Below are 24721 nucleotides of genomic sequence, written 5' to 3' on the forward strand. Positions count from 1 at the left end.
TCACGCTGTCGGGTGAAGAATCAGACCGCAGTCTGGAAAATCACGCCGTCCGCTTTATCGGTGTACTGCGCCAGCTGGTCAAAGTTGAGATAGCGATATGTGTCGCTGGCCGTTTTATCGACCTGCGCCATAAATTGCTGATACTCGTCCGGCGTAGGCAGTTTGCCCAGCAGAGACGCAACCGCGGCCAGCTCGGCTGACGCCAGATAGACGTTCGCGCCGGTTCCCAGACGGTTCGGGAAGTTACGGGTCGAGGTCGAGACGACCGTCGAACCATCTGCCACACGCGCCTGGTTACCCATGCAGAGTGAGCAGCCCGGGATCTCGATACGCGCACCGCTTTTGCCGAAGACGCTGTAGTAGCCCTCTTCGGTCAGCTGGGCCGCATCCATCTTGGTTGGCGGTGCCACCCACAGACGGGTTGGCAGCTGGCCTTTGTGGCTGTCCAGCAGTTTACCGGCGGCACGGAAGTGACCAATGTTGGTCATGCAGGAGCCGATGAACACTTCGTCGATCTTCTCACCCTGAACGTCAGAGAGCAGACGGGCATCGTCCGGATCGTTGGGTGCACAGAGGATCGGCTCTTTGATATCGGCCAGATCGATTTCGATCACGGCGGCATATTCCGCATCCGCATCGGCTTCCAGCAGCTGAGGATCGGCCAGCCATTTCTCCATGCTCTCAACACGACGCTCCAGCGTACGGCGATCGCCGTAACCTTCTGCGATCATCCACTTCAGCAGCACGATGTTGGAGTTGAGGTATTCGATAATCGGCGCTTTATCCAGCTTGATGGTACAGCCCGCAGCGGAGCGTTCCGCTGACGCATCGGACAGCTCAAACGCCTGCTCCACCTTGAGATCCGGCAGACCTTCGATTTCCAGGATGCGGCCAGAGAAGATGTTTTTCTTGCCCTTCTTCTCAACGGTCAGCAGACCCTGTCTGATGGCATACAGCGGAATGGCGTGAACCAGATCGCGCAGGGTGATGCCTGGCTCCATCTTACCTTTGAAGCGCACCAGCACCGATTCCGGCATGTCGAGCGGCATGACGCCGGTCGCGGCAGCAAACGCCACCAGGCCTGAACCCGCCGGGAAAGAGATACCGATAGGGAAACGGGTATGGGAGTCACCGCCGGTGCCTACGGTATCCGGCAGCAGCATACGGTTCAGCCAGCTGTGGATGATGCCGTCGCCCGGACGCAGTGAGACGCCGCCACGGTTCATGATGAAGTCTGGCAGAGTGTGGTGCGTGTTCACATCGACCGGCTTAGGATAGGCAGCGGTGTGACAGAAGGACTGCATAACCAGGTCGGTCGAGAAGCCCAGGCAAGCCAGATCTTTCAGCTCGTCACGGGTCATCGGGCCGGTGGTATCCTGCGAGCCGACCGAGGTCATCTTCGGTTCGCAATAGGCACCCGGACGCACGCCGGTCACGCCACAGGCGCGGCCAACCATTTTCTGCGCCAGCGAGAAGCCGCGGCTGCTCTCCGCCACATCCTTCGCCTGACGGAATACGGTGCTATGCGGCAGACCCAGCGACTCGCGCGCTTTGGTGGTCAGGCCACGGCCGATGATCAATGGAATACGGCCACCGGCACGTACTTCGTCGATCAGCACTTCGGTTTTGAGTTCGAAGTTTGCCAGCAGCTCATTGGTTTCGTGATTGCGGACTTCGCCTTTGAACGGATAGATGTCGATGACATCGCCCATGTTCAGGTTGTTCACGTCCACTTCAATCGGCAGGGCACCCGCATCTTCCATGGTGTTGAAGAAGATCGGTGCGATTTTGCTGCCCAGCACCACGCCGCCGCCTTTTTTATTCGGCACGTTCGGGATGTCGTCGCCCATAAACCACAGCACCGAGTTGGTGGCAGATTTACGAGAAGAGCCGGTTCCGACCACGTCACCGACGTAGGCCAGCGGGAAACCTTTGGTCTTCAGCGCCTCGATCTGTTTGATCGGGCCGATATTACCGGCTTCATCCGGTTCGATGCCATCGCGGGCATTCTTCAGCATCGCCAGGGCGTGCAGAGGGATATCGGGACGTGACCAGGCATCCGGTGCCGGAGAGAGGTCATCGGTGTTGGTTTCGCCGGTGACTTTGAACACCGTAACGGTGATCTTTTCAGCCAGCTCAGGGCGTGACAGATACCATTCAGCCTCTGCCCATGACTTCATCACCTGCTTCGCGTATTCGTTACCCGCTTTCGCTTTCTCTTCGACATCATAGAAGTTGTCGAACATCAGCAGCGTGTGGGAAAGGGCTTTCGCCGCGCCAGGGGCCAGTCGGCTATCGTCCAGCGCCTCGATCAGCGGATGAATATTGTAACCGCCCTGCATGGTGCCGAGCAGTTCAACCGCTTTTTCAGGAGTAATCAGAGGAGAGGTTGCTTCGCCTTTGGCGACAGCCGCCAGGAAACCGGCTTTGACATACGCCGCTTCATCGACGCCAGGTGGGACGCGGTTGACCAACAGATCGGTCAAAAATTCTTCTTCACCCGCAGGTGGATTTTTCAGCAGTTCAACCAGCGCGGCCATCTGGGAAGCCTCTAAAGGCTTAGGGACAATTCCCTGGGCAGCACGCTCGGCAACGTGCTTACGGTATTCTTCTAGCACGACGTTATCCTCGCTCTCATTATGTAGGGCTTTCCGACCACCTTGCTCACTTATGGAGAACACACTTCCCTTTCTCGTCCAGGTTGAGGTGCCCGGTTTCGCGGAGGGCAGAATAGCAGGATTCCGGCTGTTTGTTAATCTGTTTACAAAAATACAACATAATCTCCTGCGTCCCTTCTGCCCTTCTCGCCCGCTGCATCCGCCCGATCGCACAGCCGGAACGATCCCGGCGTGCGACGCAGCACAGGCCAGCGAACACCCGCAAAGCCTGTGCGCGATGCCGCCATTTTAGTGAAGGGATTCAGGGGAATAGATAACCTGCCGGAATGGAAACCCGGCCGCACGGCGGTTATCGCAGCGGTGTATGGAGAACGCGCTGAGCAGCGGATATCTCAGGCGGCGGAGGGCGTCAGCCTGGCTGGCCGTTGTGATTCCGGGCCGGCGGCCGCGCGCTTTCAGAATCCGGGCAGTGCACCGGAACGGGTTTTTGCAGGCAGCGCGGCGCGTTGGTCTGACGCCGATAACAGAAGAGGCCGCCCGGGCCTCTTCAGAATGATGATTAGTTTTTCAGGCTGGCTGGCCAGTCGGCTGGCAGCTGGTCAGGCGGGCAGTCCACCACGCTTTCGTTGTTTTCACCCACATCGCGGATCAGGGTCAGCGTTGCAAACTCATCGATGATTTCGGTCGGATACGCCGGGCCCGCTTCGCAGAATTTTGCCATCTCTTCCAGATGATCGTTCTGGAAGCAGACTGTTTTTTCAGGATTATTCATTACCCAGCGCGGGAAGAAGATGGTGCCGTGGAAAATTTTGTCGGTCAGGTTAACGGCCAGGCTGACATCCGTACCGGTTGGCTCAGTCCAGGAGACTTTGTAGACATCCTGCGCCAGACGAACGACATAAACATGCTGATTTTTAACCCAGCGATTACCGACCATGCCGCTGTGAATGCGGTAGTCGATGGTGCTGGCGTTTTTGATGTAAAGCTCGTAGTTCCAGCCGTTGTCATAGGTATAAACCAGATGTTTGCCGACGATGCCTGACAGGTCATGTTTATCAAATGTGCTCATGATTTATTCCTCATTTGTTTTCGTTGAAGGGATTATTGCGCGTTACAAAAGCGATTAATAACGCTATTTTTAGCACTAAATCATTCAAATTTCAGATGAGTCCGGCATGTTTAAAACGACGCTTGAACAGTGGTATCTGCTCGATGAGGTGGTGAATGCGGGCAGCTTCGCGCTGGCCGCGGAGAAGAATCATCGCAGCCAGTCCTCGCTGAGCTATCAGCTGAGCCTGCTTCAGCAGCGACTGGGGATGACGCTGCTGGAGCAGGAAGGCCGTCGCGCGGTGCTGAGCGCGGAAGGACATCAGCTGCTTGCTCAGGTTCGTCCGCTGCTGGAGGGATTCGGTGCGCTGGAGGCCAGGGCGCATGCGCTGCAACGCGGCGAACGTTCGCGCATCGATCTGATGGTCGACGCCACTCTGCCCAAGCCCCTGCTGTTTGATGTGCTGCGAACCTTTCAGCAGCGCTATCCGCACGTCCGCATTTGGTTCAGTGAAATCGTCCGCAGTGAGACGCCGGACAGGCTGGCGGAGTATCAGGCCGATCTCTGGCTGGTCGCGCAGTATGGTGCAGAGCCGTTAGCGGGCGAAAGCCTGATGAGCGTCGATTTTGTCGCCGTCGCCCATCGCGACCATCCGCTGCACCGCGAACCGGCCCCGCTGGACGCGACCACGCTGGCCCGCTGGCCCTGCGTAACCATTCTGGATCGCCAGCAACAGCAGCAGTCAGAGGTCAATGGCGAGCAGGCGGAGAACTGGTCATTCACCACGCTGTCGGCTGCGATTGAAGCGGTCCAGCATCAGTTAGGCTACGGCTGGCTGCCGGAACAGAATATCGCCGCCCTGCTGGAGAGCGGTGAACTCCGTCCCCTGCCGCTGCGTCAGGGCCGCAGGCGCAGCAGTACGCTGGTGATGCATATGAATGAAGAGAGGCTGCCCGGCAACAGCGCCATTGCTGCGCTGGCGCAGATGTTTATTGAGCGGGTGGCGCGGGAGAAGCAGAACGTTAAGTCCTGAATGGCCGTCGTCTCTTTTCAGCGACGCCGGCGCAGGCTGAAGGAGTGACTTCGCGATGACCGCGCATTCTGTTTTCGCAGCGTATGCGGGGAGGATGATTGCCCTGCCCCGCGCGCTGGCTGCCGGACAGAACAGCCGGACAGGCCCCGCAACGTTGCCCATCCGCCTTTCCTCTCTTTTCAGCCGCAGCGCAGCCTATTTTTCAGGCGTGCTGCTCTTCGCCCCAATCCATTTACGCGCACCCTGCGCTAAAAAGCCCGCACCTCTTTTGTCTTCGGGTTGCGAGGCCACGCCGCGATCGCTCTGGGCAGGGATTCAGGCAGGGTAACGTTAGTTTTTCAGCGCCGCCTGGCCGTCGAATCACATCGATATCCACCAGCCTCCGGCCATCGCCCTGATTTCCGCCATGACTCTGCGGCTATCCATCGCGACGTCCTGTGCCGTGCCCGTCAGAATAATACAGCCTCAGCAACTCTGCCGGGCCACCCCTGAGCAGGCCTGCCCGCCGTGTGGCCTGAAAAATGTCAGACATTTCGCGCAAAAAAAAAGCCCCCGTAACGGGAGCTTTCTCTTTCACTGCGGCAGAAACTTACTTCTTCTTCGCTTTCGCGTTAGGCAGATCGGTGATGCTGCCTTCGAAGATCTCTGCAGCCAGACCGACTGACTCATGCAGGGTCGGGTGAGCGTGGATGGTCAGCGCGATATCTTCCGCATCACAACCCATCTCAATCGCCAGACCGATTTCACCTAACAGCTCGCCGCCGTTGGTGCCGACAATCGCACCACCGATAACACGGTGAGTCTCTTTGTCGAAGATCAGTTTGGTCATGCCTTCTGCACAGTCGGAGGCGATTGCACGGCCAGAGGCCGCCCATGGGAAGGTCGCTGTCTCATAGCTGATGCCCTTCTCTTTCGCTTCTTTCTCGGTCAGACCGACCCAGGCAACTTCTGGCTCAGTATAGGCAATTGACGGGATCACTTTCGGATCGAAGTAGTGCTTCAGACCGGAGATCACTTCCGCTGCCACGTGGCCTTCATGCACGCCTTTGTGCGCCAGCATTGGCTGACCGACGATGTCACCGATAGCGTAGATGTGTGGCACGTTGGTACGCATCTGCTTGTCGACGCGGATGAAACCACGGTCGTCCACTTCCACGCCCGCTTTACCGGCATCCAGACCTTTACCGTTCGGTACGCGACCGATCGCCACCAGCACGGCGTCATAACGCTGCGCTTCGCCTGGTGCTTTTTTCCCTTCCATCGAAACGTAAATGCCATCGTCTTTTGCTTCAACGGCGGTCACTTTGGTTTCCAGCATCAGGTTAAATTTCTTGCTGATTTTCTTGGTAAAGACTTTAACGACGTCTTTATCCGCAGCCGGGATAACCTGGTCAAACATCTCGACCACGTCGATCTCTGAACCCAGCGCGTGATACACGGTCGCCATTTCCAGACCGATGATGCCGCCACCCATAACCAGCAGGCGCTTCGGCACTTCTTTCAGCTCCAGTGCATCGGTAGAGTCCCAGACGCGTGGATCTTCATGCGGGATGAACGGCAGTTCGATAGGGCGTGAACCCGCAGCGATAATGGCATTGTCGAAGTTGATGGTGGTCGCGCCGCCTTCTCCTTCCACCACCAGGGTGTTAGCACCGGTGAATTTGCCCAGGCCGTTAACCACGGTGACTTTACGCCCTTTTGCCATACCTGACAGGCCGCCAGTCAACTGGTTGATGACCTTCTCTTTCCAGCTGCGAATCTTGTTAATATCAGTAGAGGGCTGACCAAACACAATGCCGTGCTCTTCAAGGGCTTTCGCCTCTTCAATCACTTTGGCAACGTGCAGCAGCGCCTTAGAGGGGATACAACCGACGTTCAGGCAAACACCGCCCAGGGTGCTGTAACGCTCAACCAGTACGGTTTCCAGACCTAAATCCGCACAACGGAAGGCTGCAGAGTAACCTGCAGGACCTGCCCCAAGTACCACGACCTGGGTTTTAATCTCTGTACTCATCATGACCTCTTAATTGATATCCGGCGGGTCAGACGTTCTTATAATGCCCTTGTTCCACCGGGACTTTCACCGCAAGAGTTTACAGAATTGTTAACAAACTGCCAACCGCGGCGCGACGAATCGTTAAAGGAAGGCCGGCATCCGCCGGCCTTCTTTACATTTACATAACTAAACGACGAATGTCGGACAGCATATTGCCAATAATGGTGATGAATCTTGCACCATCGGCCCCGTCGATCACGCGGTGGTCGAAGGAGAGAGAAATCGGCATCATCAGACGCGGCATAAACTCTTTGCCGTTCCATACCGGTTCCATCGCCGACTTAGAGACACCCAGAATAGCCACTTCCGGCGCGTTCACGATCGGCGCGAAGTGTGTGGTGCCCAGGCCGCCCAGGCTGGAGATGGTGAAACATCCGCCCTGCATGTCGCCCGCCGTCAGTTTACCGTCACGCGCTTTCTTCGAAATCGCCATCAGTTCACGGGACAGCTCGGTGATGCCCTTCTTGTTCACGTCTTTAAAGACCGGAACCACCAGGCCGTTTGGCGTATCAACCGCCACACCGATGTTGATATATTTCTTCAGCGTCAGTTTCTGCGCATCTTCAGAGAGCGAGCTGTTGAAGCGTGGCATCTGCTCCAGCGCGGCCGCCACGGCTTTCATGATGAACACGACAGGCGTGTACTTCACGTCCAGCTTACGCTTCTCAGCTTCCGCATTCTGCTGCTTACGGAAGGCTTCCAGCTCGGTGATATCGGTTTTGTCGAAATGCGTAACGTGCGGGATCATCACCCAGTTACGGCTCAGGTTCGCACCAGAGATTTTCTGGATACGGCCCAGTTCGACTTCTTCGACTTCGCCAAACTTGCTGAAGTCCACTTTTGGCCACGGCAGCATGCCTGGCAGACCGCCGCCGCTGGCAGCAGCCGGTGCCGCTTCAGCGCGTTTCACCGCCTCTTTCACGTAAGTCTGCACGTCTTCTTTCAAAATGCGACCTTTACGACCGGTGCCTTTGACTTTCGTCAGGTTCACACCGAACTCACGCGCCAGGCGACGGATCACCGGGGTCGCGTGAACGTAAGCGTCGTTCTCGGCGAACTCACCTTTGCTGTCCGCTTTCGCGGCAGCCGGTGCAGGTGCTGCGGCTTTCGCGTCAGATTTGGCAGCCGGTGCTGGTGCCGCGTCCTGTTTCGCCGCCGCAGGTGCCGCTGGCCCCGCGCCTTCGACTTCGAACACCATGATCAGGGAGCCGGTGCTGACTTTATCGCCGGTCGCGACTTTCAGCTCTTTGACCGTACCCGCAAACGGCGCAGGCACTTCCATTGAGGCTTTATCGCCTTCCACCACGATCAGTGACTGCTCGGCTTCGACTTTGTCGCCGACCTTCACCAGCACCTCGGTGACTTCCACTTCATCACCGCCGATGTCCGGGACGTTCACGTCTTTCGCGCCTGCGGCGGCGGCAGGTGCCGATGCCGCTTCTTCTTTCATCGCGGGCTTCGCGTCAGAGGCCGGGGCTGCGCCTTCGGCTTCAAAGACCATGATGGCGGAACCGGTGCTGACTTTGTCGCCGGTCGCGATGGTGATCTCTTTGACCACACCCGCAAACGGTGCCGGGACTTCCATCGACGCTTTGTCGCCTTCGACCACGATCAGTGACTGCTCGGCTTCGACTTTGTCGCCGACCTTCACCAGAATCTCAGTGACTTCCACTTCGTCACCGCCAATGTCCGGTACCGCCACTTCTTTGCTGGCCGTGGCCGCCGCCGCGGCTGGCGCAGGCGCCGCATCCGCTTTCTTCTCCGGAGCAGCAGCAGGGGCGGCTTCCGCAGCGCCCTCCGCGTCAAACATCATGATCAGTGAGCCGGTTTCAACTTTGTCACCGGTAGAGATCTTAATCTCTTTCACTACGCCAGCCTGTGGCGACGGCACTTCCATTGAGGCTTTGTCGCCTTCCACGGTGATCAGCGACTGCTCGGCTTCCACCTTGTCGCCAACTTTCACCAGAATCTCGGTGACTTCCACTTCGTCAGACCCGATATCCGGTACCTTAATTTCGATAGCCATTACTCTCTTACCTCTTAAGCCAGACGCGGGTTAACTTTATCGGCATCGATATTGAATTTGGTGATCGCGTCGGCCACCACTTTCTTCTCGATCTCGCCGCGTTTAGCCAGCTCACCCAGCGCGGCAACCACCACATAAGATGCATCAACTTCAAAGTGATGACGCAGATTCTCACGGCTGTCAGAGCGACCAAAACCATCTGTACCCAGTACGCGATAATCGCTGGAAGGCACATAGCTACGAACCTGCTCAGCGAACAGTTTCATGTAGTCGGTTGAGGCGACTGCTGGCGCGTCGTTCATCACCTGAGCGATGTAAGGCACGCGCGCTTCTTCTGTCGGATGCAGCATGTTCCAGCGCTCACAATCCTGGCCATCACGCGCCAGTTCGGTGAACGAGGTAACGCTGTAGACATCGGAGCCGATACCGTAATCTTTCGCCAGGATCTGCGCGGCTTCACGAACGTGACGCAGGATAGAACCTGAGCCCAGCAGCTGCACTTTGCCTTTGCTGCCGTCTACCGTTTCCAGCTTGTAGATACCCTTACGGATACCCTCTTCCGCGCCCTGAGGCATGGCTGGCATGTGGTAGTTTTCGTTCAGCGTGGTGATGTAGTAGTAGATGTTCTCCTGCGCTTCGCCATACATACGCACCAGACCGTCGTGCATGATGACAGCGACTTCGTAGGCGTAAGAGGGATCGTAAGAGATACAGTTCGGGATCGTCAGCGACTGAATGTGGCTGTGACCATCTTCATGCTGCAGACCTTCGCCGTTCAGAGTCGTACGACCCGAGGTGCCGCCGACCAGGAAGCCGCGCGCCTGCTGATCGCCTGCCAGCCACATCAGATCGCCGATACGCTGGAAGCCGAACATCGAGTAGTAGATGTAGAACGGGATCATCGGCAGGTTATTGGTGCTGTAAGAGGTCGCCGCCGCCAGCCAGGATGAACCTGCGCCCAGCTCGTTGATCCCTTCCTGCAGAATCTGGCCTTTCTCATCTTCTTTGTAGTACGCAACCTGCTCACGGTCCTGCGGCGTATACTGCTGGCCGTTCGGGCTGTAGATACCGATCTGGCGGAACAGACCTTCCATACCAAAGGTACGCGCTTCGTCGGCGAGGATCGGAACCAGACGATCTTTGATCGACTTGTTCTTCAGCATCACGTTCAGGGCACGCACGAAGGCGATGGTGGTGGAGATCTCTTTGTTCTGCTCTTCCAGCAGCGCGCTGAACTCTTCCAGCGCCGGCATTTCCAGTTTTTCACTGAACTTCGGCTGACGCGTTGGCAGGTAGCCGCCTAACTTCTCGCGCTGCGCATGCAGGTACGTATGCTCTTCGGACCCTTTTTCGAAGGTCACGTACGGCAGTGATTCGATTTTGTCATCGGCAACCGGCACGTTGAAACGATCACGGATATAGCGCACGCCATCCATGTTCATCTTCTTCACCTGGTGGGCAATGTTTTTGCCTTCCGCGGTGTCGCCCATACCATAGCCTTTGATGGTATGCGCCAGGATCAGGACGGGCTTGCCTTTGGTGTCCTGCGCTTTTTTCAGTGCCGCGTAGATTTTCTTCGGATCGTGGCCGCCACGGTTCAGTGACCAGATCTCATCGTCGGACATATCTTTAACCAGCGCCGCGGTTTCCGGATATTTACCGAAGAAGTGCTCACGCACATAGGCACCATCACGGGATTTGAAGGTCTGGTAGTCACCGTCGACGGTTTCGTTCATCAGCTGAATCAGCTTGCCGCTGGTATCTTTGCGCAGCAGCTCATCCCAGCGACCGCCCCAGATGACCTTGATCACTTCCCAGCCAGCACCGGCAAAGATGCCTTCCAGCTCGTTGATGATCTTGCCATTACCGGTGACCGGGCCATCCAGACGCTGCAGGTTGCAGTTGATGATGAAGACCAGGTTATCCAGTTTTTCACGGGTGGCGATGGTGATCGCACCTTTTGATTCCGGCTCATCCATTTCGCCGTCACCCAGGAAGGCATAAACGGTCTGTGCGGAGGTGTCTTTCAGGCCACGGTGTTCCAGATATTTCAGGAACTTCGCCTGATAGATAGCGGACAGCGGACCCAGACCCATAGAAACGGTCGGGAACTGCCAGAATTCCGGCATCAGTTTTGGATGCGGATAAGAAGAGAGGCCTTTGCCATCCACTTCCTGACGGAAGTTATTCATCTGCTCTTCGGTCAGGCGACCTTCAAGGAACGCACGGGCATAGATACCCGGAGAGATGTGGCCCTGGAAATAGACCAGATCGCCGCCATCCTTGTCACTGCGCGCACGGAAGAAGTGGTTGAAGCACACTTCATAGATCGTGGCAGAAGACTGGAAGGAGGACATGTGACCACCCAGTTCCAGATCTTTCTTGGATGCACGCAGCACCGACATGATGGCGTTCCAGCGAATTGCGGAACGGATACGACGTTCAAGAGAGGTGTTGCCCGGATAGTCGGGTTCATCTTCAACGGCAATAGAGTTGATGTAGTTGCTGATTGCAGACGAACCTGCAGCCACATTGACGCCGCCTTTGCGGGCTGCACCCAGTACCTGATCGATCAGATACTGCGCACGTTCAACACCTTCTTCACGGATGACCGATTCGATCGCCTGTAGCCAGTCACGAGTTTCGATCGGATCCACGTCATTGTGTAAACGTTCTGACATGGGTGTGTTCCTTATCTGTGTCTAATACGTTGAATAATCGGGAGCCTGTTAAAGCAGATGCCGGCAGGCTCGTCGCACATGTCCGTACGATCTTTGTCGCACGTTATTCCTTACGTTGCTGTAAACGACGCAGGGAGCGTTCACGACGGCTCTGCTCCCGACTTCTGTCCAGCAAGATTTCCTCTATGAACGCCAGGTGACGGTGTGAAGCCTCGCGCGCTTTTTCTGGCTCACGGGCCACAATCGCCTCAAAGATTCTGGCGCGGTGACCGCTCACTTTCGCCAGCATTTCCCGGCGCGAGTAGAGCAATTCGAAATTCTGACGGACGTTTTGTTCCAGCATAGGGCCCATTGAGCGTAGCAAATGCAAAAGCACAACATTATGGGCCGCTTCTGTGACAGCGATCTGATACTGCATCACTGCGTCCGCTTCGGCGTCTAAATCGCCGCTGTCCTGCGCCTGCTGGATGTGGAGATGACAGTCGCGAATGCGCACCAGGTCCTCTTCCGTGCCGCGCAGTGCCGCGTAATAGGCAGCGATACCCTCCAGGGCATGGCGCGTTTCCAGCAGGTCAAACTGTGATTCCGGATGGTCGGCGAGAAGCTCAACGAGTGGATCGCTCATGCTTTGCCAGAGATTCTCCTGTACAAACGTTCCGCCACCCTGTCGGCGCAGCAATAATCCTTTGGCTTCCAGCCGCTGGATCGCTTCACGGAGAGATGGACGTGAGACATCGAATTGTTTGGCGAGTTCGCGCTCAGGGAGCAGCTTCTCTCCCGGACGCAGGGTCCCTTCCATGATCAGGGATTCGAGCTGTTGCTCGATCGCGTCAGAGAGCTTGGGTTGGCGAATCTTACTGTAAGCCATCATCCCTTCTTATTAAACCAATCGTCCGGAGTAAATTGGTAATACCAATTGCCAGGGGGCGCCCGTAAAGTAACAAAGTATTCACCTTGTGTCTATATGGTGTCGGCGACATTCACATCTCCCCAGGCCCTGTGCTGGCGCTAACTTGTGGTTAAAAAAATGAAAATTCAGCGTTGCCGCAAATGTTAAACAAATGCACTTTTACCAAACCTTACACCCGGTTAGCGGCCAGACGCAGCGGCAGCCATAAGTGAAAGCTATTCGTCATGCGCGGAATTTCATGGCAGAAGTTTCTCTGATCGGACGTGACGGGAACGGCGTTTTTTCAGTCAACTCTCAGCACAAAAGGCGAAAGCAGGTGCAAAGCGATCCGCTTATCACTATTCTTGTCGCCAGGGTAGCGCATGGCAGCATTCAGCAGGCCAGATACCGTAAAATTATCAATACGTTATTGTAACCACTTCATTACAGCGAACTGCGCTGCGAACGAAGAATAAAAACATCACGAGGTTTGTATGGAACAACAGCAAGGCGAAGCGCTGAAACGTGGTCTTAAGAACCGCCATATTCAGCTCATCGCGCTGGGTGGTGCAGTGGGAACCGGGCTGTTTCTGGGCAGCGCATCGGTTATCGAATCCGCCGGACCGGCCGTTATTCTGGGCTATGCGATCGCCGGTTTTATTGCCTTCTTAATCATGCGCCAGTTGGGCGAGATGGTGGTGGAAGAGCCGGTCGCCGGTAGCTTCAGCCACTTTGCGTATAAATACTGGGGCAACTTTGCCGGCTTCGCTTCGGGCTGGAACTACTGGGTACTTTACGTGCTGGTCGCGATGGCGGAACTGACCGCCGTGGGCAAATATATCCAGTTCTGGTGGCCCGATTTTCCGACCTGGGCCTCGGCCGCTATCTTCTTCGTCATGATCAACGCCATCAACCTGACCAACGTTAAGGTGTTCGGTGAGATGGAGTTCTGGTTTGCCATCATCAAGGTGCTGGCGGTGATCGGCATGATCCTGTTCGGTGGCTGGCTGCTGTTCAGCGGTCATGCGGGTCCGCAGGCGACCGTGCGCAACCTCTGGGAACAGGGCGGATTCTTCCCGCACGGCATCGGCGGACTGGTCGCCGTCATGGCGATTATTATGTTCTCCTTTGGCGGGCTGGAGCTGGTCGGGATCACTGCAGCCGAAGCTGACAATCCGGAAGTGAGCATTCCGAAAGCGACCAACCAGGTGCTGTGGCGCATCCTGATTTTCTACATTGGTTCGCTGGCCGTGCTGCTCTCCCTGATGCCGTGGAATCGCGTCACCTCTGACGTCAGCCCGTTCGTCTTTATTTTCCATGAGCTGGGCGATGCGATGGTGGCGAATGCGCTCAACGTCGTAATCCTGACGGCGGCGCTGTCGGTCTATAACAGCTGCGTCTACTGCAACAGCCGTATGCTGTTTGGTCTGGCTCAGCAGGGCAACGCGCCGAAATCGCTGCTGAAGGTCGACCGTCGCGGCGTGCCGGTACTCACGATTCTGGTTTCGGCCGTCGCCACGGCGCTCTGCGTGCTGATCAACTATCTGATGCCGGGCGAAGCCTTTGGTCTGCTGATGTCGCTGGTGGTCTCTGCGCTGGTGATTAACTGGGCGATGATCAGCCTGGCACACCTGAAGTTCCGTCGTAAGAAAGATCAGCAGGGTGTTACCACCCGCTTTAAAGCGCTGCTCTATCCGGTGGGGAACTGGATTTGCCTGGTCTTCATGGCCGCGATTCTGGTGCTGATGGCGACCACGCCGGGCATGGCAATCTCTGTCTGGCTGATTCCGGTCTGGCTGGTGATTCTGGCTATCGGTTACTTCATTAAGAACAAAACCCAGAAAGCCTGATGCGCAGATCTGGCAGGTGCGCAGAATCACGCGCACCTGTCACTATCGCTGGATTACTATTTTTTTCGCTGCCGTGAGGTGATAGTTTTTTGTCCTGATGTAAACCCAATCAAGGAGCAAAAAATTATGCGCGAACTCGCAGCATCAGAAATCATGGCCGTCAGCGGCGGTGGCGTTATCAAGGACACTACGACTGCCGTGGGTAAGCAGTTTGGGACGTACATCGGTAACAAACTGGGTAAGCTGATACCCATCCCATTTGTCTCTGGTTTTATCTCGTCGACTGTCGGTAATATCCTCAGTTACCTGGGCGGCATTATTGGCGGAAAAATTGGTGGACTGGTCGAAGGCCAGAACAGCAGCGCCACATAATTCAACCTCATACCCTCTCTCTCCTCTAATCCAATGTGAACAGGCCTGTTCCTGCATGCCAGTTCACATTTTTTTTACACCACCTGTTTTGTCCATCTCTGTAACCAGTTGCTACTGCACCATCGACCGTTTGAACCCTAATAATCGGTGGCTTCATGACTGTCAGGAGACGAACAATGAAGCCCGCATTACTCTCATTTAAAGAAAAGCTGGGATATGGCATGGGCGATGCCGGATGCAACATGATTGGCGGCGCCATCATGCTGTTCCTGAACTACTTCTATACCGATGTTTTTGGCCTGGCCCCGGCGCTGGTGGGCACCCTGCTGCTGTCAGTCAGGGTACTGGATGCGGTGACCGACCCGATTATGGGCGCGATCGCCGACCGCACCCAGAGTCGCTGGGGACGTTTCCGCCCCTGGCTGCTGTGGGTTTCGGTGCCCTATGTGCTGTTCAGCATCCTGATGTTTACTACTCCCGACTGGACCTATCACAACAAGGTTATCTGGGCCTTCGTCACCTATTTCCTGATGTCGCTGACCTATACCGCCATCAACATTCCCTACTGCTCGCTGGGGGGCGTGATCACCAACGATCCCGGTGAGCGTGTCTCCTGCCAGTCGTACCGTTTTGTTATGGTGGGCATCGCCACGCTGATTCTCTCGATGTCACTGCTGCCGATGGCGGAATGGTTCGGCGGTGCCGATAAGGCCCGCGGTTATCAGATGGCGATGACGGTTCTCGCCACCATCGGACTGGCGATGTTTCTCTTCTGCTTTGCGACGGTGCGCGAACGTATCCATCCGGCCGTGCCGAGCAACGATGACCTGAAAAAGGATCTGCGCGACGTCTGGAAGAACGACCAGTGGGTGCGAATTCTGCTGCTGACCTTCTGCAACGTCTGCCCCGGCTTTATCCGCATGGCGGCCACCATGTATTACGTGACCTGGGTGATGGGCCAGTCAACGCACTTCGCCACGCTGTTTATCAGCCTGGGGGTGATTGGCATGATGGTCGGCAGCACGCTGGCGAAACTGCTCACCGATCGCTGGTGCAAACTCAAAGTCTTCTTCTGGACCAATATCGCGCTGGCGCTCTTCTCCAGCGGTTTCTACTGGATCGATCCTCACGCCACGGTGATGGTGGTCGTCGCCTATTTTGTACTGAATATCCTGCATCAGATCCCGTCACCGCTGCACTGGTCACTGATGGCCGATGTAGACGACTACGGCGAATGGAAAACCGGCAAACGCATCACCGGCATCAGCTTCTCCGGCAACCTCTTCTTCCTTAAGGTTGGCCTGGCCGTCGCCGGTGCGATGGTCGGCTTTCTGCTGTCGATCTACGGCTACAATGCGGGGGCAAAACAGCAGTCGCCGGAAGCCATTAACGGCATCATGCTGCTCTTCACCGTCATTCCGGGCGTCGGCTATCTGATTACCGCTGGTGTGGTCCGGCTGCTGAAGGTTGACCGCAAAATGATGCTGACCATCCAGCAGGATCTCGCTCTGCGCCGCCAGAACTTCCGTGAGTTGCACTCGGTTCGCCTGCGCGACGAAGCGGTCACCCCAACCGGAGAGGTAAAATGATGACAGCCTGGCCAAATCCTTTTATTACGCAGCGCGCCGACCCTTTTATCCTGCACCATGACCAGCACTACTATTTCGTGGCCTCGGTCCCGGAGTATGACCGGCTTGAGATCCGCCGTGCCACCACGCTGGCAGGCCTGCGCAGCGCCGAGGCGGTGGAGGTCTGGCACAAACCGGAGAGCGGCCCCTGCAGCGAATTAATCTGGGCGCCCGAACTGCACGTTATTGACGGCCAGTGGGTGATCTATTTCGCAGCTGCCCCGACACGCGACATCAAAGAGGGGCTGTTTCAGCACCGGATGTATGCGCTGGTCTGTGACGCGGAAGATCCCCTGCGGGGACCCTGGCAGCCCTGCCGCCGGGTCTTCAGTCAGTTTGACAGCTTCTCGCTGGATGCCACGCACTTCGTTCATCAGGGCAAGAACTGGTATCTCTGGGCGCAGAAAGATCCCCTGATCCCCGGTAACTCCAACCTCTATCTGGCCGAATTACTCAATCCCTGGACGCTGAAAGGTACGCCGGTCATGCTGAGCCGGCCGGAGTATGAGTGGGAGTGCGCAGGGTTTAGCGTCAATGAGGGACCGGCGGCGATCCGTCACGGAGATCGGCTGTTTGTGACCTACTCCGCCAGCGCCACCGATGAGAATTACTGCCTGGGGCTTCTGTCGATTGCGGCTGATGCTGACCCGCTGGACGTTTCTGCCTGGCAGAAATCCGCCCGGCCGGTCTTTGTCTCCAGCTGGGACAACCACCAGTATGGACCGGGTCATAACAGCTTCACCCGCGATGAAGAGGGCCGTGACGTGCTGGTATATCACGCACGCAATTACACGGAAATTGAGGGCGATCCGCTCTGGGATCCGAACCGCCATACCCGCCTGAAATATGTTCACTGGCGGGACGATGGCACACCCGATTTTGGTGTGCCACCCGCCGATTACACCAGCGTGCCGTAAATCGTCAGCAACGCAACGGCGACCACCAGCACCAGTGAGGTGCGCTTCGCTAACGCCACGGCCACCCGTGGCGTTTCAACTTTATCGGTATGCGGATCGCGCGACAGGGAGAACTGGGCCAGCGTCGTCAGCACCTGATACTGGGAGCGATGACGGTCGGTCAGCGAGGCAAACCAGGCAGGCAGCGCTTTCTCGCCGTGGCCCAGCAGCGCGTAGGCCACGCCCGCCAGCCGCACCGGGATCCAGTCGAGCAGGTGCAGAATCGCATCCACGCCGGACTGCGCGCGCGCCATTGGCGTACCCTGTTTTGCCAGCCAGCTTTGCCAGGCGCGCAGGAACGCATAGCCCACCAGCAGCACCGGGCCCCAGGGCCCGCCCACCACCAGCCAGAACATCGGGGCCAGATAGAAGCGGAAGTTTATCCAGATCAGGGCGTTCTGCAGTTCGCGCAGAAATTCGCGCTCGCTGCACTCCACCGGTACACCGTGGATCAGCGTCAGCTCGGCCGCCATCGCCTGATGTGCCGCCTCGTCATCATGACTGGCGGCTTTCAGGTAGTGATGATAGTGCTGACGAACCGAACCGGCACCGATGCAGAGCAGACCGGAGACGATCCAGAACAGCAGCTGCAGCACGCCGAACAGCAGCCCTTTCAGGCTCCAGATCACCAGCGCGGTCAGCGCCATCGCCAGCACGGCCATCAGCAACGTGCGCACCAGCGAGAAATGACGGCGATGGCGAAAAATCGGCTCCAGCCGATGGTCGAGCTGCCAGTGCTCGCCCAGCTTAAACAGGCGCTCCCAGCCTAAAACCAACAACAAGGTAAACAACGTCATACTGACCCCGCAAAAATCAGGATGTGGGCTGCGTTAACAGCTGTCTGTAGTAGTCCCAGTCAAAAGCAGGTCCGGGATCGGTTTTGCGTACCGGTGCGATGTCGCTATGCCCCGTGATACGTGAAGGCGTTAACGGATAGTGCTGCAGCAGTAACTGCGTTACCTGCTGCAGGGCCCGATATTGCGCCCCGGTATAAGGCTCGCTGTCTGTCCCTTCCAGCTCGATACCGATGGAGAAGTCGTTACAGTTTTCACGTCCTCTAAACTGAGAAACACCCGCATGCCAGGCGCGTTTATCAAAAGAGACATACTGCACAATCTCCCCGTCACGACGAATCAGGCAGTGTGCCGCCACTTTCAGGGCGGCGATATCCGCAAAATAGGGATGAGCATCAGGCGGCAGTGTGCCGGTAAACAGGCGATCGATCCACGGCCCGCCAAATTCACCCGGTGGCAGGCTGATATTGTGGATCACCAGCAGCGAAGGCGCCTCATCGTCAGGACGTTCGTTGCAATGTGTTGACGGCACGTGACGCACCCCGGTCAGCCAGCCCTGTTTGATTTTCATACCGGATTCCTTGTTCTGCCTGGTTGAGAATAGCATGAATAATAAAGGATTCTTGCCTCTTAGTGTGTCCGGATCATGGCGAAGAAGCGCACCCTGTTAAGGATACTAAACAAAATCAGCACCAGGACTGGTACAGCGTAACGGTTCAGGCTATTGTGACCCCCTCTGTTATTGCACTTTTATAAGGTAAAACGACTATGTCATCTCGTGGTTATGATCCGGACAGCCGCCGTCAGGCGTTGATTAAACGCGTTGAAAGTGACATCCCGGATGCCGTCGCGCTGGCACTGAAAGAGGATCTCGGCGGCGAGATCGACGCAGACCGTGACATTACCGCCCAGCTGCTGCCGCCCGACACGCACGCTCACGCGCAGGTGATCACCCGCGAAGACGGTGTTTTCTGTGGTAAACGCTGGGTGGAAGAGGTCTTTATCCAGCTTGGCGCCCACGCGTCCCTGAACTGGCATGTTGAAGATGGCGATGCGGTGAAAGCGGATCAGCTGCTGTTTGAGATCACCGGTCCGGCCCGACTGCTGCTGACCGCCGAGCGTACGGCGCTTAACTTCGTGCAGACGCTTTCAGGCGTGGCCACTGAGGTGAGCCGCTATGTGGCCCTGCTGGCGGGCAGCCAGACGCAGTTGCTCGACACGCGCAAAACCCTGCCCGGCCTGCGTACCGCGCTGAAATATGCCGTGCTGTGCGGCGGCGGGCAGAATCACCGCCTCGGCCTCTCCGATGCTTACCTGATCAAAGAAAATCATATTATCGCCAGTGGTTCGATCCAGCAGGCGGTGGAACGCGCGCAATGGCTGCAGCCCGACGTCCCGGTCGAGGTCGAGGTGGAGTCGCTGGAGGAGCTTCAGCAGGCGCTGGAGGCCGGTGCCGATATCGTTATGCTGGATAACTTCAGCCTGGACGACATGCGTGCTGCCGTCGCGCTCAACCAGGGCCGGACATGGCTGGAGGTCTCCGGTAACGTGACGGAAACCACTCTGCCGCAGATCGCTCAGACCGGCGTGGACTATGTGTCGGTGGGTGCGCTGACCAAGCATGTCAGGGCGCTGGATCTCTCTATGCGTTTTAAACAGCAGTAACCCGCCCCGCCGTCATCCGGGACGGCAATTTTGCGACCCTGCTTCCGGCGCAGTTTCGACTGCGCTGCAATGCTGAAATCTTCCTGCAGCCCGCTTTCCGGTTCGCTTCTCGCGCACTGTCTTTCATCATCCATGATTTTTACCCTGTCGGCTTCTTAATCAGGAGACGATGTGATGACAAATCAACGTGGATTTACACTGGTAGAACTGATGATTGTGGTGGGGATTGTGGCGATCTTAAGCGCCATCGGCCTGCCTGCTTATCAGAACTATCTCCAGCGCGCAGCCCTGACCGACATGCTGCAGACGATGATGCCCTATAAAACGGCGGTCGAGCTGTGTGCGATGGAACATGGCGGCCCCGCACAGTGCCAGGCCGGAGAGGCGGGGATTCCTGCCGCGCGCGGCTCGCGCTATGTTTCCGCCCTCAGCGTGGCGAACGGGGTGATTACCCTGACCGGTCAGGAGAGTCTGAATGGCCTGAGCGTCGAAATGGTACCGATCCGGGACAGCAGCGAGGGCGGCATCAGCTGGCAGCGGAGCTGCACCAGCAGCAACAGCAGCCTGCGTGACAACTGTCTGGCGCAGTTCCGCTTCGCGGATAAAGGAGCCGGCGATGGCGAAGCCTGATGCCGCAATTGCGGCACTCTGTCAGCGCTATCGCGCTGTGGTTCTGCACCATGACGCCACCGATCTGCGCGTTGCGGTGGCTGAGAGCGCGCCGCCGGGCCTGGCTGAGGCTCTCCATTTTGCCAGCCAGTGCCAGATTGAGATCGAATGCTGGCCGCAGGCCCGGCTCGACCAGCATCAGCATGCAGATACCGCGCTGGTCGCGCGCGAAGCGTCACCGGCGGAGTCGGCGGTTGAGGCGACGCAGCTGATCCTGCGTCAGGCGCTGGAGCGTCGCGCCTCGGATATCCATATTGAGCCCGGCCGCGAGGGCCTGCGGGTAAGGCTGCGTATCGACGGCGTTCTGCAGCCTCTCTCCGCCCTGCCCGCCACTCCGCCTGCGGCGCTGCTGGCGCGTCTGAAGATCCTCGGCGGACTGGATATCGCCGAACGCCGGTTGCCGCAGGATGGTCAGTTCAGTCTGGAGATCGCCGGAAAACCGGCCTCCTTTCGCCTGGCTACGCTACCCGTCTGCGGCGGTGAAAAAGCCGTGGTCCGGCTGCTGCAGAGTGAAAGCGCAGCGCTGTCACTGGATAAGCTGGGCCTCCCCGCCGCCCAGCTTCGCCTGTTCTGCGCCGCGCTGGCCCAGCCACAGGGGCTGATACTGGTGACCGGCCCGACCGGCAGCGGCAAGACCTTTACGCTCTACAGCGCACTCAGCGCTCTGAATACCCCGGAGAAGAACCTCTGCAGCGTGGAGGATCCGGTCGAAATCCCGTTACCCGGCATCAACCAGACGCAGATCCATACCAAAAACGGTCTCGATTTTAACCGCGTGCTGCGGGCGCTGCTGAGACAGGATCCGGACGTGATCATGGTGGGCGAAATCCGGGATGCGGAAACGGCAGAAATTGCGGTGAAAGCCGCGCAGACCGGTCATCTGGTGCTGTCGACGCTGCATACGAACTCCACGGCCGACACCCTGACCCGGCTGCGCCAGATGGGCATCCCCGGCTATCTTCTGGGCCCGGCGCTAAAACTGGTTGTTGCTCAGCGTCTGGTCCGGCGCCTTTGCCCGCACTGCCGTCAGCCTGCTCAGGCCGTGGCGCACTATCCGCCCGATCTCTGGCCCGGCACGCTGCAGACCTGGCGCGCGCCCGGCTGCGATCACTGCTTTTCCGGCTATTTTGGCCGCCTGGCGCTGTTTGAACTGCTGCCGATTAATGCCCGGCTGCAAAATGCGATCGCCGCCGATATGCCGCTGGAGAGTCTGCTCACGCTGGCGAAACAGCAGGGCCTGCGTACCCTGCTGGTGTCTGGCCTGGAAGCGGTGAGCCGGGGCGATACCTCGCTGGAGGAGATGCAACGGGTGATCGGGCTGGACGATGGATAAGACATTCTTATTCCGCTGGCAGGCGGTAGACAGCCAGGGTCAGTTACGCAGTGGGCAGCTACTGGCGATCGACAGTGACAACCTGCTGCTGATGCTGGCACAGCGTGATCTTCTGCCGGTGAGCTGGAAGAGAGAGAAAGTCTGGCCCCGGAAGGCCTGGAAATGGCAGCCCAGGGTCGACCTGTTCAGGCAGCTGGCTACCCTGCTTAAAGCGGGCCTGCCGCTGGCAGAAAGCCTTGCTTTGCTGGCGGAAGGCCATCCGCATCCTGGCTGGCGGGCGCTGATGCGTGCGCTGCATCATCGGGTACTCAGCGGCGCGCCGTTTTCCCAGGCATTGCGGGAATGGCCGCAGATCTTTCCGGCGCTCTATCCTTCCCTGATGGAGGTCGGCGAGCTGACCGGTCAGCTGGATGTCTGTTGCAGTGAACTGGCCAGGCAGCAGAGCCGTCAGCAGCAGTTACGCCAGCAGGTCACGAAGGCGCTGCGCTATCCGCTGTTTATCCTGCTGGTGGCGGTGGCCGTCTCCTGCGGCATGCTGCTGTTTGTGCTGCCAGAGTTTGTCGCCGTGTATGACGCTTTCGATGCGCCGCTGCCTGCCTTTACGGCCGCGGTCATGCAGGTCTCTGCGTGGCTTCAGGCGTGGGGTGCGGTGGCCGCCTGCGGTATCTCGCTGTTGCTGATTGCCTGGCATCAGCTGCGACGGCGCTCTGCGGGCTGGCAACGCCGTGAGCAGGCTATCTTCCTGCGTATCCCGCTGCTGTCCGGGCTATGGCGCGGCGCACAACTGACGCAGATCTACACCATTCTTAACCTGACGCAGCGCGCAGGTTTAACGCTGTTGCAGAGTCTGACCGCCGTGGAAGGCACGCTCTCATCGCGGCTGTGGCGGGAGGCGATCGCCGGACTGCAGCAGCACATTGCTCAGGGAAACCCGCTGCATCAGGCACTGATCCATCATCCCCTGTTCACCCCGTTATGCAGTCAGCTGGTTCGGGTCGGCGAAGAGGCAGGTGCGCTGGATCTGATGCTGGCCCGTCTGGCGGAGTGGCACGAAACGGAAACCCGGGAACGCGCGGAGACGCTGGCGGCCTCGCTGGAACCGATGATGATGGTAGTGACGGGTGGCATTGTCGGTACGCTGGTGATAGCGATGTACCTGCCGGTCTTCGGGCTGGGCGATGCAATGCAGTAAGGGGCGCAGCCTGCGCCCCGGGATCGCTATCGGTTAAAGACGCGGTTTTCCTGCTCGTTAACGCGGATAAAGGTGGTGCGCTTGGTCAGCTCTTTCAGGCGCTCAGCGCCGACGTAGGTGCAGGCGGAACGCAGTCCACCCAGAATATCACGGGCGGTGTCATCCACCGGGCCGCGTAACGGCAGCTTCACGGTTTTCCCTTCCGCGGCGCGGTACTGCGCGACACCGCCGACGTGACGCTTCATCGCTGATTCAGAGCTCATGCCGTAGAAGAGCATAAAACTTTCGCCATTTTCTTCGACGATCTGCCCTTCACATTCATCATGCGCCGCCAGCATTCCGCCCAGCATCACGAAGTCAGCTCCGCCGCCAAACGCCTTGGCGATGTCGCCGGGCACAGAACAGCCGCCATCGCTGACGATCTGTCCGCTCAGGCCGTGCGCCGCATCGGCGCACTCAATAACGGCCGACAGCTGCGGATAACCAACGCCGGTTTTCACCCGGGTGGTACAGACCGAGCCGGGGCCGATGCCGACCTTGACGATATCCGCGCCGGAGAGGATCAGCTCTTCCACCATTTCACCCGTGACCACGTTACCGGCACAAATGGTTTTGGTCGGGAACCTCTCACGCGCCCGCTGCAGAAAATCGACAAAATGCTGTGAGTAGCCGTTGGCGACATCGATGCAGATAAACTGCAATTCCTGAGAGAGCGCCATAATTGCGACCAGCTTACTGAGATCGGCCTCTGAGGTGCCGGTTGAGACCATGACCTGCGTCAGTACCGTTGCGGGCACGCGCTGAATAAAGGCGCGCCACTCATCGACGCTGTAATGTTTGTGAACCGCGGTGAGGATATTGAAGCTGGCCAGCGCCTCGGCCATCGAAAAAGTGCCGACGGTGTCCATGTTGGCGGCAATGATCGGCACGCCGCTCCAGCGCTGCCCCGAATGACGGAAGGTAAAGCTGCGTTCCAGCTCAACCTGCGAGCGGCTTTTCAGCGTGGAGCGTTTCGGGCGGATTAACACATCTTTAAAGCCCAGTTTCAGATCTTCTTCAATACGCATAAACAGTGTCCTGGTAAGTGGCAATGAATCGTTCTTCACGAAATAAGCACAGCTCCAGTGACGTTATGATACGCGCCTCCTGCTTTGCGACAAGACTGCGAATTTCACTTTATTTACGCTACAATCCGTTAAATTTAGTTGTGCTTTATCGGTGTGATCTGACGCGCATTTTTGCGTTTTTTTGCCAGATCATTACCCTGAAACCCGGTCCGGATAAGAAGTCAGGTGAAAAACATGCCCTATATCGTCGCGCTTACCGGTGGAATCGGCAGTGGAAAAAGTACGATTGCCCGGGCATTCGCCGCGTCTGGCGTGGAGATTATTGATGCGGATCTGATCGCCCGTGAAGTGGTCGAGCGGGGCACACCGGCTCTGCAGGCCATTCAGGCGCGCTACGGTTCATCGATCGTCACGCAGCAGGGGACGCTTGATCGTGCCCGGCTTCGCGACATTATTTTTCAGCAGCCGGAAGAGAAAAGCTGGTTAAACGCGCTGCTCCATCCGCTGATCAACGCCCGGACGCGCCAGCTGATCGCGCAGGCCACCTCACCTTATGTGCTGTGGGTCGTGCCGCTGCTGGTGGAAAACCAGTTACAGCACCAGGCTGACAGAGTGCTGGTGGTGGATGTCGATGAGGCTACGCAGTTAGCGCGCACGCAGCAGCGTGATGGTCTCTCTGCCGACCAGGTACACCGTATTCTTGCCGCACAGGCCACCCGCCAGCAGCGCCTGGCCTGTGCCGATGACATCATTGATAACAGTGGCGAGCCCGATGACGCCTTGCCACAGGTTGCCGGACTTCATCAGCGCTACCTCAGGCTGGCGGCAACGAAACAGGATTAAT

Annotated in this window: 20 protein-coding genes; 11 read left to right on the plus strand and 9 right to left on the minus strand. The window is 57.8% G+C overall.

Features of this window, described 5'->3' with window-relative positions; translation table 11 throughout:
- Nucleotides 1-20: 20 nt before the first annotated feature.
- Complete coding sequence (gene acnB / locus J1C59_RS15280) at nucleotides 21-2618, minus strand: bifunctional aconitate hydratase 2/2-methylisocitrate dehydratase (RefSeq protein ID WP_128084286.1); 2598 nt, start codon at nucleotides 2616-2618, stop codon at nucleotides 21-23.
- Between the two features lie 559 nt (nucleotides 2619-3177).
- Complete coding sequence (locus J1C59_RS15285; RefSeq protein WP_128084285.1) at nucleotides 3178-3687, minus strand: phenolic acid decarboxylase; 510 nt, start codon at nucleotides 3685-3687, stop codon at nucleotides 3178-3180.
- Nucleotides 3688-3793: 106 nt separating this feature from the next.
- Between J1C59_RS15285 and J1C59_RS15290 the strand changes: the two genes are divergently transcribed.
- The gene (locus J1C59_RS15290; RefSeq protein ID WP_128084284.1) at nucleotides 3794-4699 is read left to right on the plus strand and encodes a LysR family transcriptional regulator; all 906 of its coding nucleotides are present in this window, start codon (nucleotides 3794-3796) and stop codon (nucleotides 4697-4699) included.
- A 589-nt stretch (nucleotides 4700-5288) separates the two neighbouring features.
- On the opposite strand, the gene lpdA is transcribed toward J1C59_RS15290, so the two are convergent.
- From lpdA to pdhR, 4 genes are all read right to left on the minus strand, one after another.
- The gene (lpdA, locus tag J1C59_RS15295; protein ID WP_111140842.1) at nucleotides 5289-6713 is read right to left on the minus strand and encodes a dihydrolipoyl dehydrogenase; all 1425 of its coding nucleotides are present in this window, start codon (nucleotides 6711-6713) and stop codon (nucleotides 5289-5291) included.
- 160 nt (nucleotides 6714-6873) lie between these two features.
- Nucleotides 6874-8781, minus strand: coding sequence for a pyruvate dehydrogenase complex dihydrolipoyllysine-residue acetyltransferase (aceF, locus tag J1C59_RS15300; RefSeq protein ID WP_128084283.1), 1908 nt, complete (start codon nucleotides 8779-8781; stop codon nucleotides 6874-6876).
- 14 nt (nucleotides 8782-8795) lie between these two features.
- Nucleotides 8796-11462, minus strand: a complete 2667-nt coding sequence (gene aceE / locus J1C59_RS15305) for a pyruvate dehydrogenase (acetyl-transferring), homodimeric type (protein WP_128084282.1) — start codon at nucleotides 11460-11462, stop codon at nucleotides 8796-8798.
- Between the two features lie 103 nt (nucleotides 11463-11565).
- Nucleotides 11566-12330 (minus strand): pyruvate dehydrogenase complex transcriptional repressor PdhR, encoded by a 765-nt coding sequence (pdhR, locus tag J1C59_RS15310; RefSeq protein ID WP_128084289.1) that lies wholly within the window; start codon nucleotides 12328-12330, stop codon nucleotides 11566-11568.
- 250 nt (nucleotides 12331-12580) lie between these two features.
- On the opposite strand from pdhR, the gene J1C59_RS15315 reads away from it, so the two are divergent.
- From J1C59_RS15315 to J1C59_RS15335, 5 genes are all read left to right on the plus strand, one after another.
- Nucleotides 12581-12787: a hypothetical protein gene (locus tag J1C59_RS15315; protein ID WP_128084281.1), complete on the plus strand. Its 207-nt coding sequence runs from the start codon at nucleotides 12581-12583 to the stop codon at nucleotides 12785-12787.
- A 58-nt stretch (nucleotides 12788-12845) separates the two neighbouring features.
- The gene (gene aroP, locus J1C59_RS15320; protein ID WP_128084280.1) at nucleotides 12846-14201 is read left to right on the plus strand and encodes an aromatic amino acid transporter AroP; all 1356 of its coding nucleotides are present in this window, start codon (nucleotides 12846-12848) and stop codon (nucleotides 14199-14201) included.
- Nucleotides 14202-14327: 126 nt separating this feature from the next.
- Nucleotides 14328-14573: a hypothetical protein gene (locus tag J1C59_RS15325; protein ID WP_128084279.1), complete on the plus strand. Its 246-nt coding sequence runs from the start codon at nucleotides 14328-14330 to the stop codon at nucleotides 14571-14573.
- A gap of 176 nt (nucleotides 14574-14749) precedes the next feature.
- Nucleotides 14750-16162: a glycoside-pentoside-hexuronide (GPH):cation symporter gene (locus J1C59_RS15330; RefSeq protein WP_128084278.1), complete on the plus strand. Its 1413-nt coding sequence runs from the start codon at nucleotides 14750-14752 to the stop codon at nucleotides 16160-16162.
- Nucleotides 16159-17118, plus strand: a complete 960-nt coding sequence (locus tag J1C59_RS15335) for a glycoside hydrolase family 43 protein (protein WP_128084277.1) — start codon at nucleotides 16159-16161, stop codon at nucleotides 17116-17118. The genes J1C59_RS15330 and J1C59_RS15335 overlap by 4 nt, the downstream gene beginning before the upstream one ends.
- On the opposite strand, the gene ampE is transcribed toward J1C59_RS15335, so the two are convergent.
- Together ampE and ampD are read right to left on the minus strand one after the other, a co-directional pair.
- Nucleotides 17100-17954, minus strand: a complete 855-nt coding sequence (ampE, locus tag J1C59_RS15340; RefSeq protein ID WP_128084276.1) for a beta-lactamase regulator AmpE — start codon at nucleotides 17952-17954, stop codon at nucleotides 17100-17102. The genes J1C59_RS15335 and ampE overlap by 19 nt on opposite strands.
- A 16-nt stretch (nucleotides 17955-17970) precedes the next feature.
- Nucleotides 17971-18522 carry a 1,6-anhydro-N-acetylmuramyl-L-alanine amidase AmpD gene (gene ampD / locus J1C59_RS15345; protein ID WP_128084275.1) on the minus strand — a complete coding sequence of 184 codons (552 nt, stop codon included), beginning with the start codon at nucleotides 18520-18522 and terminating at the stop codon, nucleotides 17971-17973.
- 197 nt (nucleotides 18523-18719) lie between these two features.
- On the opposite strand from ampD, the gene nadC reads away from it, so the two are divergent.
- The 4 genes from nadC to hofC all read left to right on the plus strand — a co-directional run bounded on the left by nadC (nucleotide 18720) and on the right by hofC (nucleotide 22810).
- Nucleotides 18720-19616 (plus strand): carboxylating nicotinate-nucleotide diphosphorylase, encoded by an 897-nt coding sequence (gene nadC / locus J1C59_RS15350; protein WP_128084274.1) that lies wholly within the window; start codon nucleotides 18720-18722, stop codon nucleotides 19614-19616.
- Between the two features lie 174 nt (nucleotides 19617-19790).
- Entirely contained in the window at nucleotides 19791-20246 is a 456-nt protein-coding gene (gene ppdD / locus J1C59_RS15355; protein WP_128084273.1) for a prepilin peptidase-dependent pilin, read from the plus strand.
- Complete coding sequence (gene gspE, locus J1C59_RS15360; RefSeq protein WP_128084272.1) at nucleotides 20233-21618, plus strand: type II secretion system protein GspE; 1386 nt, start codon at nucleotides 20233-20235, stop codon at nucleotides 21616-21618. Before ppdD ends, gspE begins: the two co-directional genes overlap by 14 nt.
- Nucleotides 21611-22810, plus strand: a complete 1200-nt coding sequence (hofC, locus tag J1C59_RS15365) for a protein transport protein HofC (protein ID WP_128084271.1) — start codon at nucleotides 21611-21613, stop codon at nucleotides 22808-22810. The genes gspE and hofC overlap by 8 nt, the downstream gene beginning before the upstream one ends.
- Before the next feature lie 26 nt (nucleotides 22811-22836).
- On the opposite strand, the gene J1C59_RS15370 is transcribed toward hofC, so the two are convergent.
- Nucleotides 22837-23877: a GMP reductase gene (locus tag J1C59_RS15370; protein WP_128084270.1), complete on the minus strand. Its 1041-nt coding sequence runs from the start codon at nucleotides 23875-23877 to the stop codon at nucleotides 22837-22839.
- Nucleotides 23878-24111: 234 nt separating this feature from the next.
- Here J1C59_RS15370 and coaE point away from each other — a divergent pair, with 234 nt between their 5' ends.
- Nucleotides 24112-24720 (plus strand): dephospho-CoA kinase, encoded by a 609-nt coding sequence (gene coaE, locus J1C59_RS15375; RefSeq protein ID WP_128084269.1) that lies wholly within the window; start codon nucleotides 24112-24114, stop codon nucleotides 24718-24720.
- Nucleotide 24721: the final 1 nt, after the last annotated feature.

The sequence above is a fragment of the Pantoea deleyi genome (assembly GCF_022647325.1).
Lineage (GTDB): Bacteria > Pseudomonadota > Gammaproteobacteria > Enterobacterales > Enterobacteriaceae > Pantoea > Pantoea deleyi.

What these genes read in the sequence shown, in the direction of transcription:
- J1C59_RS15285 (WP_128084285.1), bottom strand. Translation starts at nt 3,687, where the DNA reads ATGAGCACATTTGATAAACATGACCTGTCAGGCATCGTCGGCAAACAT.
- J1C59_RS15290 (WP_128084284.1), top strand. Translation starts at nt 3,794, where the DNA reads ATGTTTAAAACGACGCTTGAACAGTGGTATCTGCTCGATGAGGTGGTG.
- lpdA (WP_111140842.1), bottom strand. Translation starts at nt 6,713, where the DNA reads ATGAGTACAGAGATTAAAACCCAGGTCGTGGTACTTGGGGCAGGTCCT.
- aceF (WP_128084283.1), bottom strand. Translation starts at nt 8,781, where the DNA reads ATGGCTATCGAAATTAAGGTACCGGATATCGGGTCTGACGAAGTGGAA.
- aceE (WP_128084282.1), bottom strand. Translation starts at nt 11,462, where the DNA reads ATGTCAGAACGTTTACACAATGACGTGGATCCGATCGAAACTCGTGAC.
- pdhR (WP_128084289.1), bottom strand. Translation starts at nt 12,330, where the DNA reads ATGGCTTACAGTAAGATTCGCCAACCCAAGCTCTCTGACGCGATCGAG.
- aroP (WP_128084280.1), top strand. Translation starts at nt 12,846, where the DNA reads ATGGAACAACAGCAAGGCGAAGCGCTGAAACGTGGTCTTAAGAACCGC.
- J1C59_RS15325 (WP_128084279.1), top strand. Translation starts at nt 14,328, where the DNA reads ATGCGCGAACTCGCAGCATCAGAAATCATGGCCGTCAGCGGCGGTGGC.
- J1C59_RS15330 (WP_128084278.1), top strand. Translation starts at nt 14,750, where the DNA reads ATGAAGCCCGCATTACTCTCATTTAAAGAAAAGCTGGGATATGGCATG.
- J1C59_RS15335 (WP_128084277.1), top strand. Translation starts at nt 16,159, where the DNA reads ATGATGACAGCCTGGCCAAATCCTTTTATTACGCAGCGCGCCGACCCT.
- ampE (WP_128084276.1), bottom strand. Translation starts at nt 17,954, where the DNA reads ATGACGTTGTTTACCTTGTTGTTGGTTTTAGGCTGGGAGCGCCTGTTT.
- ampD (WP_128084275.1), bottom strand. Translation starts at nt 18,522, where the DNA reads ATGAAAATCAAACAGGGCTGGCTGACCGGGGTGCGTCACGTGCCGTCA.
- nadC (WP_128084274.1), top strand. Translation starts at nt 18,720, where the DNA reads ATGTCATCTCGTGGTTATGATCCGGACAGCCGCCGTCAGGCGTTGATT.
- ppdD (WP_128084273.1), top strand. Translation starts at nt 19,791, where the DNA reads ATGACAAATCAACGTGGATTTACACTGGTAGAACTGATGATTGTGGTG.
- gspE (WP_128084272.1), top strand. Translation starts at nt 20,233, where the DNA reads ATGGCGAAGCCTGATGCCGCAATTGCGGCACTCTGTCAGCGCTATCGC.
- hofC (WP_128084271.1), top strand. Translation starts at nt 21,611, where the DNA reads ATGGATAAGACATTCTTATTCCGCTGGCAGGCGGTAGACAGCCAGGGT.
- J1C59_RS15370 (WP_128084270.1), bottom strand. Translation starts at nt 23,877, where the DNA reads ATGCGTATTGAAGAAGATCTGAAACTGGGCTTTAAAGATGTGTTAATC.
- coaE (WP_128084269.1), top strand. Translation starts at nt 24,112, where the DNA reads ATGCCCTATATCGTCGCGCTTACCGGTGGAATCGGCAGTGGAAAAAGT.